This window comes from Marinobacterium marinum, from assembly GCF_013868415.1.
GTDB lineage: Bacteria > Pseudomonadota > Gammaproteobacteria > Pseudomonadales > Balneatricaceae > Marinobacterium > Marinobacterium marinum.
Window position 1 is genome coordinate 1 of sequence record NZ_JACEMT010000035.1, and the last position, 12,041, is coordinate 12,041.

At 54.0% G+C, this 12,041-nt stretch carries 9 protein-coding genes and 2 rRNA genes; 10 read left to right on the top strand and 1 reads right to left on the bottom strand.

Annotation, left to right across the window (positions count from 1 at the left end):
* Window positions 1–137: 137 nt before the first annotated feature.
* The 4 genes from H1S06_RS03150 to H1S06_RS03165 all read left to right on the top strand — a co-directional run bounded on the left by H1S06_RS03150 (window position 138) and on the right by H1S06_RS03165 (window position 4,125).
* A 23S ribosomal RNA gene (locus H1S06_RS03150) occupies window positions 138–3,022 on the top strand.
* Window positions 3,023–3,168: 146 nt separating this feature from the next.
* Window positions 3,169–3,284, top strand: a 5S ribosomal RNA gene (rrf, locus tag H1S06_RS03155).
* Window positions 3,285–3,422: 138 nt separating this feature from the next.
* Window positions 3,423–3,677, top strand: a complete 255-nt coding sequence (locus tag H1S06_RS03160; RefSeq protein WP_181737153.1) for an FAD assembly factor SdhE — start codon at window positions 3,423–3,425, stop codon at window positions 3,675–3,677.
* The gene (locus tag H1S06_RS03165) at window positions 3,655–4,125 is read left to right on the top strand and encodes a hypothetical protein (protein ID WP_181737155.1); all 471 of its coding nucleotides are present in this window, start codon (window positions 3,655–3,657) and stop codon (window positions 4,123–4,125) included. Before H1S06_RS03160 ends, H1S06_RS03165 begins: the two co-directional genes overlap by 23 nt.
* On the opposite strand, the gene nadB is transcribed toward H1S06_RS03165, so the two are convergent.
* Window positions 4,094–5,716, bottom strand: coding sequence for an L-aspartate oxidase (nadB, locus tag H1S06_RS03170; protein WP_181737157.1), 1,623 nt, complete (start codon window positions 5,714–5,716; stop codon window positions 4,094–4,096). The two genes, H1S06_RS03165 and nadB, sit on opposite strands and share 32 nt — an antisense overlap.
* Window positions 5,717–5,960: 244 nt before the next feature.
* Here nadB and rpoE point away from each other — a divergent pair, with 244 nt between their 5' ends.
* The 6 genes from rpoE to lepB all read left to right on the top strand — a co-directional run bounded on the left by rpoE (window position 5,961) and on the right by lepB (window position 12,040).
* On the top strand, window positions 5,961–6,548 hold the full coding sequence (gene rpoE / locus H1S06_RS03175) for an RNA polymerase sigma factor RpoE (RefSeq protein WP_181737159.1): 588 nt from the start codon (window positions 5,961–5,963) through the stop codon (window positions 6,546–6,548).
* 46 nt (window positions 6,549–6,594) lie between these two features.
* Window positions 6,595–7,419, top strand: a complete 825-nt coding sequence (locus tag H1S06_RS03180) for a MucB/RseB C-terminal domain-containing protein (RefSeq protein ID WP_181737161.1) — start codon at window positions 6,595–6,597, stop codon at window positions 7,417–7,419.
* A gap of 2 nt (window positions 7,420–7,421) precedes the next feature.
* Window positions 7,422–7,856, top strand: a complete 435-nt coding sequence (locus H1S06_RS03185) for a SoxR reducing system RseC family protein (RefSeq protein ID WP_181737163.1) — start codon at window positions 7,422–7,424, stop codon at window positions 7,854–7,856.
* A gap of 19 nt (window positions 7,857–7,875) precedes the next feature.
* On the top strand, window positions 7,876–9,282 hold the full coding sequence (locus tag H1S06_RS03190) for a DegQ family serine endoprotease (protein ID WP_181737165.1): 1,407 nt from the start codon (window positions 7,876–7,878) through the stop codon (window positions 9,280–9,282).
* 136 nt (window positions 9,283–9,418) lie between these two features.
* Window positions 9,419–11,218 carry a translation elongation factor 4 gene (lepA, locus tag H1S06_RS03195; RefSeq protein ID WP_181737167.1) on the top strand — a complete coding sequence of 600 codons (1,800 nt, stop codon included), beginning with the start codon at window positions 9,419–9,421 and terminating at the stop codon, window positions 11,216–11,218.
* A gap of 9 nt (window positions 11,219–11,227) precedes the next feature.
* Window positions 11,228–12,040, top strand: a complete 813-nt coding sequence (lepB, locus tag H1S06_RS03200) for a signal peptidase I (RefSeq protein ID WP_181737169.1) — start codon at window positions 11,228–11,230, stop codon at window positions 12,038–12,040.
* Window position 12,041: the final 1 nt, after the last annotated feature.

The window sequence follows — 12,041 nt, forward strand, 5'->3', positions numbered from 1 at the left end:
ATCTTTTAAAGCTTCTTAGCTTTAAACGCTCTTTAACAAATTGGATCTGAAAGATTGTCTTGTATTGTTTGATACAAGCGCCAACCGGCGATAATCGTTACGAACCATTCATTTGAACAGACGCCTTCGGGTTATATGGTCAAGTGAATAAGCGTGCACGGTGGATGCCTTGGCAGTCAGAGGCGATGAAGGACGTAGTAACCTGCGATAAGCCTCGGGGAGTCGGTAAACAGACTTTGATCCGAGGATTTCCGAATGGGGAAACCCACCCGCTTGCGGGTATCTCTTCACTGAATACATAGGTGTAGAGAGGCGAACCCGGGGAACTGAAACATCTAAGTACCCGGAGGAAAAGAAATCAACCGAGATTCCCTTAGTAGCGGCGAGCGAACGGGGAGCAGCCCTTAAGCTGTCTTGTGGTTAGCAGAACACTCTGGAAAGTGTGGCCATAGTGGGTGATAGCCCCGTATGCGAAAACCTATAGACAGTGAAATCGAGTAGGACGGGACACGTGTTATCCTGTCTGAATATGGGGGGACCATCCTCCAAGGCTAAATACTCCTGACTGACCGATAGTGAACCAGTACCGTGAGGGAAAGGCGAAAAGAACCCCTGTGAGGGGAGTGAAATAGACCCTGAAACCGTGTACGTACAAGCAGTGGGAGCCGTTTTCGGACGGTGACTGCGTACCTTTTGTATAATGGGTCAGCGACTTACTTTCAGTGGCAAGCTTAACCGTTTAGGGGAGGCGTAGGGAAACCGAGTCTTAATAGGGCGCCAAGTCGCTGGGAGTAGACCCGAAACCGGGCGATCTATCCATGGGCAGGTTGAAGGTTGAGTAACATCAACTGGAGGACCGAACCGACTGTCGTTGAAAAGCCAGCGGATGACCTGTGGATCGGAGTGAAAGGCTAATCAAGCCCGGAGATAGCTGGTTCTCCTCGAAAGCTATTTAGGTAGCGCCTCATGTCTCACCTTGGGGGGTAGAGCACTGTTTCGGCTAGGGGGTCATCCCGACTTACCAACCCGATGCAAACTCCGAATACCCAAGAGTGCAATCATGGGAGACACACGGCGGGTGCTAACGTCCGTCGTGGAAAGGGAAACAACCCAGACCGCCAGCTAAGGTCCCAAAGTTCTAGTTAAGTGGGAAACGATGTGGGAAGGCTCAGACAGCTAGGAGGTTGGCTTAGAAGCAGCCATCCTTTAAAGAAAGCGTAATAGCTCACTAGTCGAGTCGGCCTGCGCGGAAGATATAACGGGGCTCAAACTAGACACCGAAGCTGCGGATGCCTTAGGGCATGGTAGAGGAGCGTTCTGTAAGCCGTTGAAGCGGAAGCCGGGAGGCACCGTGGAGGTATCAGAAGTGCGAATGCTGACATGAGTAACGATAAAGGGGGTGAAAAACCCCCTCGCCGGAAGACCAAGGGTTCCTATCCAACGTTAATCGGGGTAGGGTGAGTCGGCCCCTAAGGCGAGGCTGAAAAGCGTAGTCGATGGGAGACAGGTTAATATTCCTGTACCGCGCATAACTGCGACGGGGGGACGGAGAAGGCTAGGCCAGCGCGGCGTTGGTTGTCCGCGTTTAAGGGTGTAGGTTGAGAAGTTAGGCAAATCCGGCTTCTTAAGACTGAGACCTGATGACGAGACTCTTTATGAGTCGAAGTGGTTGATGCCATGCTTCCAGGAAAATCCTCTAAGCTTCAGGTTATGTGTGACCGTACCCCAAACCGACACAGGTGGTCAGGTTGAGAATACCAAGGCGCTTGAGAGAACTCGGGTGAAGGAACTAGGCAAAATGGTGCCGTAACTTCGGGAGAAGGCACGCCGATGTTGGTGATGGACTTTGCGTCCTAAGCTGATGTCGGTCGAAGATACCAGGTGGCTGCGACTGTTTATTAAAAACACAGCACTCTGCAAACACGAAAGTGGACGTATAGGGTGTGACGCCTGCCCGGTGCCGGAAGGTTAATTGATGGGGTTAGCTTCGGCGAAGCTCTTGATCGAAGCCCCGGTAAACGGCGGCCGTAACTATAACGGTCCTAAGGTAGCGAAATTCCTTGTCGGGTAAGTTCCGACCTGCACGAATGGCGTAACGATGGCCACACTGTCTCCACCCGAGACTCAGTGAAATTGAACTCGCTGTGAAGATGCAGCGTCCCCGCGGCTAGACGGAAAGACCCCGTGAACCTTTACTATAGCTTCACAGTGGACTTTGACATTACTTGTGTAGGATAGCTGGGAGGCTTTGAAACCATGACGCCAGTTGTGGTGGAGCCAACCTTGAAATACCAGCCTGGTACTGTTGAGGTTCTAACTCAGGTCCCTTATCGGGATCGAGGACATTGTGTGGTGGGTAGTTTGACTGGGGCGGTCTCCTCCCAAAGAGTAACGGAGGAGCACGAAGGTACCCTCAGGCTGGTCGGAAATCAGCCAATGAGCGCAAGAGTAGAAGGGTGCTTGACTGCGAGACTGACACGTCGAGCAGGTACGAAAGTAGGTTCTAGTGATCCGGTGGTTCTGTATGGAAGGGCCATCGCTCAACGGATAAAAGGTACTCCGGGGATAACAGGCTGATACCGCCCAAGAGTTCACATCGACGGCGGTGTTTGGCACCTCGATGTCGGCTCATCACATCCTGGGGCTGAAGCCGGTCCCAAGGGTATGGCTGTTCGCCATTTAAAGTGGTACGCGAGCTGGGTTTAGAACGTCGTGAGACAGTTCGGTCCCTATCTGCCGTGGGCGTTTGAGATTTGAGAAGAGCTGCTCCTAGTACGAGAGGACCGGAGTGGACGCACCTCTGGTGTTCCGGTTGTCACGCCAGTGGCATTGCCGGGTAGCTACGTGCGGACGGGATAACCGCTGAAAGCATCTAAGCGGGAAGCCTCCTTCAAGATGAGATCTCACTGGACCCTTGAGGTCCCTGTAGAGCCGTCCGAGACCAGGACGTTGATAGGCTGGGTGTGTAAGTGTTGTAAGGCATTGAGCTAACCAGTACTAATTGCTCGTGAGGCTTGACCATATAACGCCCAAGGCGTTTGCAATGAATGGTTAGACTGAAGATCAGTCAAGAATATGATTATCGCAGCTCGCAAGAGCACCGGTTGAACGCTTGTAGCGACAACACAGACAGTCACCGAATTTCAGATCCGATTTGTACCAGTTTTGCTTGGCGACAATAGAGCCGTGGAACCACCTGATCCCATACCGAACTCAGCAGTGAAACGCGGCATCGCCGATGGTAGTGTGGGGCTTCCCCATGTGAGAGTAGGTCATCGCCAAGCATTTATTCAGTGAAAACCCCGGTCTCGTTGAGATCGGGGTTTTTGCGTTTCTGGTGTGGTTATCTTTCAGGGTATGGCTCTTGCCATGGGCAAAGGGTAATATCTGTCGGTTTCTCGTCAACGAGTTTAGGGTAAGTGATGTATTCCGAAGATGATGTTCGTCGCCTGACCTGGCAGTGCCGTCGCGGCATGCTGGAGTTGGATGTGCTTTTGGTTCCTTTTATGCAGGAAGCTTTTTCAGGGCTTGAACCGGAAGATCAGAATCGTTTTGTAAAATTATTGGATTCTGAAGATCAGGACCTCTTCATGTGGTTCATGCAGCGCTCAGTGCCTGAAGATCCGGACATGCGTCGGATTGTGGATATTATCCTTGAACGCGTTCAGCCCGCTTGAAATCCGCTTCAGCGGCAGTAATTGGCTGCCGCGCCTTTTGTATGGAATTACTCCTGTTTTGGGCCTGCTGGCTTTGACGCAGTTGGCTGCCGATCCTGCGCGACATGTTCTGATCCTGATTATCTATACCTTAGTGGGCATTGTCGTGTTTTGGAAGCTGCTGCTCGATGATCGAGCGGATGAAGTACAAGGCCTGAATTGGGATGTCGAGCACCAGATGATGTCGGTACTGACGGCGTCTGCTGAGTGGGTACCTGTGGATAAACTCTATCGGCGGCTGTCTGTGCCGGGATATTTTCAATTGCTGGTATTACAGCGTCGTGATCGAGCCTTGCCGTCCTGGGTGTGGATAACGCCTGACCGTCTGCGCAAGACCGAGGCCAGGCGTTTGCATGTGGCGATTCGCTGGGCCGCCCCTATCGCACAGAATCCGGCCACTGGAAATTGAGAGGGCAGAGAACGGTATCCCGTTTCTCTTTCATTACATCAGGGTAATCAAGGGTATAGTGGAGACCTCGACTTTCCTTACGGTTAATGGCGCTACCGATGATCAACTGGGCAACTGTGGCCAGATTGCGCAGCTCGATCAGGTCGGAACTTACCTTGTAATTGCTGTAATACTCGGCAATTTCCTGTAGCAGAAGTTCAATGCGGTGCTGTGCACGTTGCAGGCGCTTGGTTGTGCGCACAATGCCGACGTAATCCCACATGAAGCGCCTCAATTCATCCCAGTTATGTGAAATGATGACGTCTTCATCCGAATTGGTCACCTGGGATTCGTCCCAGAGAGGAATGTCGGCCTTTTCGTCGGGTATCTGATCGTGTTCGGCATTGATTGAACGGGCTGCCGCGATACCGAAAACGATACATTCCAACAAGGAATTGGAGGCCAGGCGATTGGCACCATGTAGACCGGTGAAAGCGGTCTCGCCGATCGCGTAGAGTCCTTCGAGATCGGTGCGTCCATCCCTGTCTGTCATGACACCGCCACAGGTATAGTGTGCAGCCGGTACGACCGGGATTGGATCTCGGGTCATGTCGATGCCGTAATCCAGGCAGCGTTGATATATGGTCGGGAAGTGTTCCTTGATGAAATCCGCAGGGCGATGGGAAATGTCCAGATAGACACAGTCACAACCCAGTCGTTTCATCTCGTGGTCAATGGCACGAGCCACAATATCACGGGGAGCCAGTTCCGATCGTTCATCGAAAGCAGGCATAAAGCGCGTGCCGTCGGGCAGCAGCAAGCGTCCGCCTTCCCCTCGGACGGCTTCGCTGATCAGAAACGATTTGGCCTGGGGGTGGTACAGGCAGGTTGGGTGGAACTGGTTGAACTCCATATTCGCAATACGGCAGCCGGCACGCCAGGCCATGGCAATGCCATCACCGGTTGAACCGTCACTGTTGCTGGTATAGAGATAGGCCTTGGCAGCTCCGCCTGTCGCCAGTACGACATGACCGGCTCTGAAGGCCTGGACATGCCCGTCACGCTTGTTCAGGACGTAGGCACCGATGCAGCGGTTATGAGGGAGCTTGAGTTTGCGTCGTGTGATCAGGTCAATAGCGACATGGTGGTCGAGCAGGCAGATATTCTCGGCACTGCGGGCACGCTCCAACAGAGTGGTATGTACGGCTCGTCCGGTGGCGTCGGCGGCGTGGATGATGCGGCGGTGAGAATGTCCGCCTTCTCGGGTTAAATGGAAATGATCGCCCTCGCGAGTGAAAGGAACGCCCTGCTCAATCAGCCATTGGATGGCCGAAGGGCCATTGTGGACAATTTGGCTGACGGCATCGAGACGGCCCAGTTCGGCACCTGCGATCAAGGTGTCGTTGATGTGGTCCTCGACACAGTCGCTGTCCTCCAGTACAGCGGCGATGCCGCCCTGTGCCATCCATGTTGACCCGCTTTCAAATTCGGCCTTGCTGAGAACCGCAATTTTGAGGTGAGAAGGAAGGTGCAGGGCGAGAGTTAATCCGGCTGCGCCGCTACCGATGACCAGTACATCGTAATCCAGGGGGGTGCCTTGGCTAGAACTCATATTCACATTCCGTACGTTTGCTGCGATCTATTATGCGGTTCACACCCTTGAGTGTCAGTATAATGACGAACAAATTTTTTTTGGAACTTCATTCTATATTCAGGCTCATAGTTGATGCGTGCCTGCTACAGACATGAGGTTGCAATGCATTAGGTCGGCGTTACATACTGCATCGAAATTTAAATCATCCTTGTGCAGCGTACAGGGATATTAAAGTCGCAGCGACTTAATTTAAGGATACCGAGTGTCTAACGAGAGTCAGGCAGCCAACGATCAGGTACTGGTCAAGCGAGTACAGGCGGGTGACAAGCGCGCTTTTGATCTTCTGGTGAAGCAGTATCAGCATAAGATTATCGGCTTGATAGGGCGCTATGTATATGACCCCCATGAGGCGATGGACGTGGCCCAGGAAGCCTTTATCAAGGCCTATCGTGCCCTGCCGGGGTTTCGTGGCGATAGTGCCTTTTATACATGGTTATATCGAATAGCGATCAATACGGCGAAGAACCACCTGGTATCACGCAGCCGACGTCCACCGGATGTCGATGTTGATGTGGACGATGCCCATTATGTCGATTCGGGGTCTGAGTTACGTGATCTGGAATCCCCGGAGAATGCGCTGTACCGGGACGAGCTGGAACGGGTGGTCAAAACGACATTGGACCGTTTGCCGGAAGACCTGCGAGTGGCCCTGACCCTGCGTGAATTCGAGGGGATGAGCTACGAGGATATCGCCAATGTGATGGATTGTCCCGTCGGGACTGTCCGGTCGCGTATTTTTCGAGCACGAGAGGCTATCGACAAAGAGGTCGCGCCCCTGCTTGCCAATTAGTCGGGTTGAGTGAGAAATGCCGTGTAATGGCACTCGAGGAAAAGCTATGCAAAGAGCAAATGATTCCATATCTGCGTTAATGGATGGCGAAGTCGGCGAGTTTGAACTGCGCCGTACGCTGGAGCAGGTGGCAGAAGACCCGGACATGGCCCGGCAGTGGCACCGTTATCATGTTGCTCGGGCCGGGCTGAAGGGGGAATTACAGGCGGGCCTTCGTTTCGATATCAGCGAAGGGGTCATGGCCGCACTGGAACATGAGCCCACCTATCATCCCTCGGCCTATGAGCGTGAAACGAGCACGGTGAAAGTGAAAAAGCCGGTTTCCAATTGGTGGCGTTCGGTCAGCAGCATGGCTGTTGCCGCTTCGGTAACGGCTGCCGTGATTTTGGGGGCAGGCAACTTTGACACCGCTCCGTCCCAAGCGCCCGGTTTTTATCTGCCCGGCTCCAGTGCAAATGGAGACCTGATGCGGACCAACCTGGGACGCTCCTCGAATGGTGTCGCCGGTTACGAGTCACCCGATGTCATTCGTCTGTCAGACGGGCTGAAGAAGTATATCGATCAACACCAGCATTTGGTCGGCGCTCAGCGGATGCCGCAATGGAGCACCAGGTGGATGCCGGAGGGGTATTCGATCGTACGTCATGAACTCCTGCCGCATGGTGAAGTGATGGTGTTTGCCAATGGTCGGGATGCATTTTCGGTCAGTGTGGAAGAGTTGGGGCATCAGAGCCTGCCGGAAGGTGTGGCTCAGGCGGATGGCTATATCGCGGTGGGCAAACGCCGCGGTGATCATTTCGTGACGGTTGTGGGGGATGTCCCCCTGATGATCGCGGACCGCATCGCCAGTGCCGTTCAGCCCGAGCAGTAGACATGATTGAAGAAGTTACGCTGGTTTCGGCGGTGGAAGCTCGCATGGTCAAGGTGATGGCGGCACGCACCAGTGCATGTGCGCAATGTGCGAGCAAGTCGAACTGTAGCCAGGGCGTGTTGTCCCAGTGGGGGCAGGGAAAAACGGTCGAAATCGAAGTCCAGAACCCCGACGCCCTTCCGGTCAAGCCTGGACAACAGGTCGTGATCGGGTTGGAGGAAGGCAGCCTGGTACGTGCTTCTCTACTGTTGTACATGCTGCCGCTGGCTTTGCTGATTGCAGGGGCCTTGCTGGGGGCAACCCTGGCCCTGGCCGAGTGGCAGCAAATCATCCTGGCGATCGCCCTGATGCTGACCGGCTTTGGTCTGGCGCGCCGACTAAGTTCGGGCAGAGCGGCCCAAAACCGTTATCAGCCGATCTTGCTCAGAATTGTTTGAACAGAAAAGGTGATATTTGATGAAAGCGATCAAGCTCAGTCTTTTTCTCGTTTTTGCGTATGTATGTGCACCGCTGCTGCATGCGGCATCCTTGCCGGATTTTACGGAATTGGTGGAAGATGCTTCACCGGCCGTGGTGAACATCAGTACGGTACAGAAATCGGACTCCCAGACCCTGTCGACTCCGTTCGGGCAGTTTCAGGGGCCCGGTGGTGAAGAGTTGCCGGAGATTTTCCGCCATTTCTTTCGTGACATTCCCCAATTCCGGGATCGACCCAATAAGGCGCCACGCTCGCTGGGGTCGGGGTTTATTATTTCACATGACGGTTACATCCTGACCAATCATCACGTGATCAAGGATGCCGATCAGGTGATGGTCAGGCTGAATGATCGCCGTGAGCTGGAAGCAAGCGTTGTCGGTTCGGATGAACGGACTGATGTAGCCTTGTTGAAGATTGAGGCCGATGACCTTCCTGTCGTACCGCTGGGGCGTTCATCCGAGTTGAAAGTAGGGGAGTGGGTCTTGGCTATCGGCTCTCCGTTCGGGTTTGATCACAGTGTGACCGCTGGCATTGTCAGTGCCACCGAGCGTGCTTTGGCCAATGAAAACTATGTACCGTTTATTCAAACGGATGTGGCGATCAACCCTGGGAACTCGGGTGGTCCTCTGTTTAATCTCGATGGCGAGGTGATAGGCATCAACTCGCAGATTTATACCCGTTCGGGTGGTTTCATGGGACTTTCCTTCGCCATTCCCATCGATATGGCTCTGGAGGTTTCAGAGCAGTTGAAGGGGCAGGGCTTCGTAGAACGTGGTTGGCTGGGCGTGCTGATTCAGGAAGTGAATCGTGACCTGGCTGAGTCCTTTGGCCTGAAAAAACCGGCCGGAGCCCTGGTCGCAAAGGTGGTGCCGGACGGTCCAGCGGCAGCAGCCGGCTTGCAAGAAGGCGATATCATTGTCGGCTTTAACGATCATGACGTCGTACTGGCATCCGATTTGCCGCCTCTGGTTGGTCGTGTCAAGCCGGGGGACGTTGCCGAGCTCGACGTTATCCGAGCCGGGCGCAACAAAACGCTGGACGTGACCATCGGTCACCTGCCGGGTGAAAAGGGCGACAAGCCGGCGAATGTTGAGAAGAAGCCGGTGGAAACCAGCCGCCTGGGATTGGTGGTGGCCCCTCTGCAGGACGAACAGAAAGACAAGTGGAATATCGTGTCCGGTGTCGTTGTTGAGCGTGTAGAGGATGGTGCCGGTGCTCGTGCAGGTCTGGTCCGCGGTGATGTAATCACGATGCTGAATGGTGAGCGGGTGGAAACCCTGGATCAGTTTCAGCGCATTGTGGCGGATTTGCCGAGTGGGCGTTCGGTTCCCCTGCGGATCGTGCGGCGAGGCAACCCCATGTTCATAGCGCTCAAGTCTGAATAAGCCATTGATAAGGGGGCTGCGGCCCCCTTATTGTTTATGGATAAGCAGGGTACTTCTGATGACCTGAGCCCCCTTCTTACGTTAAACTGCGTCCTCTTTTCAATCCTGTTTACAGCTGGAGTCGGGTAGCCCTATCGTGAGTAACCTGGATCATATTCGTAATTTCTCGATCATCGCCCATATTGACCATGGCAAATCCACACTGTCAGACCGCCTGATTCAGACCTGCGGGGGGCTCAGTGACCGTGAAATGGCGGCTCAGGTGCTTGATTCCATGGAGCTGGAGCGCGAGCGCGGGATCACTATCAAGGCTCAGAGCGTCACTCTTGATTACCATGCAAGGGACGGAAAAACCTATCAGCTGAATTTTATCGATACGCCGGGGCATGTGGACTTTTCCTATGAAGTCTCTCGTTCGCTGTATGCCTGTGAAGGGGCCTTGCTGGTAGTAGATGCGGCCCAGGGCGTTGAAGCGCAGTCTGTTGCCAACTGTTATACCGCCATCGAGCAAAGCCTGGAAGTACTGCCGGTTTTGAACAAGATGGACTTGCCTCAGGCCGACCCCGAGCGGGTACGTCAAGAGATCGAAGAAGTGATCGGCATTGATGCAACGGATGCCATTGCCTGTTCTGCCAAGACCGGCATGGGGATTGAAGATGTGCTGGAAGCGCTGGTGCGCGTAATTCCGCCACCCGAAGGTGATGTGGATGCCCCGCTGCAGGCTCTGATCATTGACTCCTGGTTTGATAATTATTTGGGGGTGGTGTCACTGGTACGTGTCAAACAGGGGACACTGAACAAAAAAGACAAGATTCTGATCAAGTCGACCGGTCAGGCGCACCAGGTGGATGCGGTTGGTATCTTTACGCCCAAGCGCAAGGAAACAGGTGTGCTCAAAGCCGGTGAAGTTGGCTTTGTGGTTGCCGGTATCAAGGATATTCACGGTGCCCCGGTAGGGGATACGCTGGTACCCGCCAAAACCCCGGATGTTGACAGCCTGCCGGGCTTCCAGAAGGTGCAGCCCCAGGTTTATGCCGGTCTGTTCCCGGTCAGTGCTGATGATTACGAAGATTTCCGCGATGCGCTGGAAAAGTTGACGCTTAACGACGCCTCTCTTTTCTATGAGCCGGAAAGCTCGGACGCGCTGGGATTCGGCTTCCGTTGTGGTTTCCTGGGCATGTTGCACATGGAAATCATCCAGGAGCGTCTGGAACGCGAATACGACATGGATCTGGTGACAACGGCACCGACCGTGGTGTACGAGATTGAGTTGAACAACGGTGACGTGGTTTATATCGACAGTCCCTCGAAACTGCCGGACCCGGGTTCCATTCGGGAAATGCGCGAGCCCATCGTGCTGGCCAATATTCTGGTGCCGGAGGAGTATCTGGGACAGGTCATCAGTCTTTGTGTCGAAAAGCGCGGTGTACAGAAAAACATGCACTTCGTTGGCAAGCAGGTGCAGGTCACTTATGAGCTGCCGATGGCTGAGGTGGTGTTGGACTTCTTCGATCGTCTTAAATCGGTCAGCCGCGGTTACGCATCGCTGGAATACAATTTTCAGCGTTTCGAGGCGGCCAAGCTGGTACGCATGGATATCCTGATCAACGGCGAGCGCGTGGATGCGCTGGCCGTGATTCTGCACCGTGACAATGCGGAATACCGTGGGCGTCTGTTGTGTGACAAAATGAAAGAGCTGATCCCGCGCCAGATGTTCGATGTTGCCATTCAGGCGGCTCTGGGAGGCAAGGTCATTGCACGTACTACCGTCAAGGCCCTGCGCAAGAACGTAACGGCCAAGTGTTACGGTGGTGATGTCAGCCGCAAGAAAAAGCTGTTGGCAAAACAGAAAGAAGGTAAAAAGCGGATGAAGCAGGTAGGACGTGTCGAAATCCCGCAGGATGCCTTCCTGGCCGTATTGAAAGTCGATAGCTAAGGCAGGGTTATGAATCTGGATTTTTCACTGATTTTGGTACTGATAACGGCAGTGTGCGGTTTGCTGTGGCTGCTGGATGCATTGGTGTTTGCGCCACGCCGCCGAGTGGCGCTGCAGCATGCGGAAATCCAGGCTCAGGGGAGTCTGCCGGATGAGCAGCGTACGGCACTGTTGCGTCAGCCGAGCTGGGCTGATACATCCAAGTCGATGTTCCCGGTGCTGTTGTTCGTGCTGCTGCTGAGGTCCTTTTTGTATGAACCTTTCCAGATTCCATCCGGTTCAATGTTGCCGACGTTGAAGATCGGTGACTTTATCCTGGTTAACAAGTATCACTACGGTTTGCGCCTGCCGGTCGTGAACACCCGCTTTGTCAGCAATAATGATCCTCAACATGGTGATGTCATTGTTTTTCGCTATCCTGAGGACACAGGGATCAACTTCATCAAGCGTGTTGTCGGCGTGCCGGGTGATGTGATTACCTACAGGGACAAGGTTCTGTACGTTAATGGTGTGGCCCAGCAGCAGGAGTTGCTGGCCAAGCTGCCACCCTCACGTCCTGAACAGTTGCTGCTGAACGAGGCCTTGGCGGATACGTCACATCAAATCTACCGTGATATCTACCGTCCGGTGGTGAATGGCGAGTGGACCGTGCCGGACGGCAATTATTTTGTGCTGGGTGATAACCGTGACAACAGCAAGGATAGCCGTTATTGGGGCTTTGTGCCGGAAGAGTTGCTGGTCGGCAAAGCGACTGCGGTATGGATGCACTGGGATGGCGTGTTGAGCCTGCCTGACTTCAGTGATATTCGTCGCATAAACTAGA

Coding starts and splice junctions, on each gene's coding strand:
- H1S06_RS03160 (WP_181737153.1), top strand. CDS start 3,423: ATGTATTCCGAAGATGATGTTCGTCGCCTGACCTGGCAGTGCCGTCGC.
- nadB (WP_181737157.1), bottom strand. CDS start 5,716: ATGAGTTCTAGCCAAGGCACCCCCCTGGATTACGATGTACTGGTCATC.
- H1S06_RS03180 (WP_181737161.1), top strand. CDS start 6,595: ATGCAAAGAGCAAATGATTCCATATCTGCGTTAATGGATGGCGAAGTC.
- H1S06_RS03185 (WP_181737163.1), top strand. CDS start 7,422: ATGATTGAAGAAGTTACGCTGGTTTCGGCGGTGGAAGCTCGCATGGTC.
- lepB (WP_181737169.1), top strand. CDS start 11,228: ATGAATCTGGATTTTTCACTGATTTTGGTACTGATAACGGCAGTGTGC.
- H1S06_RS03190 (WP_181737165.1), top strand. CDS start 7,876: ATGAAAGCGATCAAGCTCAGTCTTTTTCTCGTTTTTGCGTATGTATGT.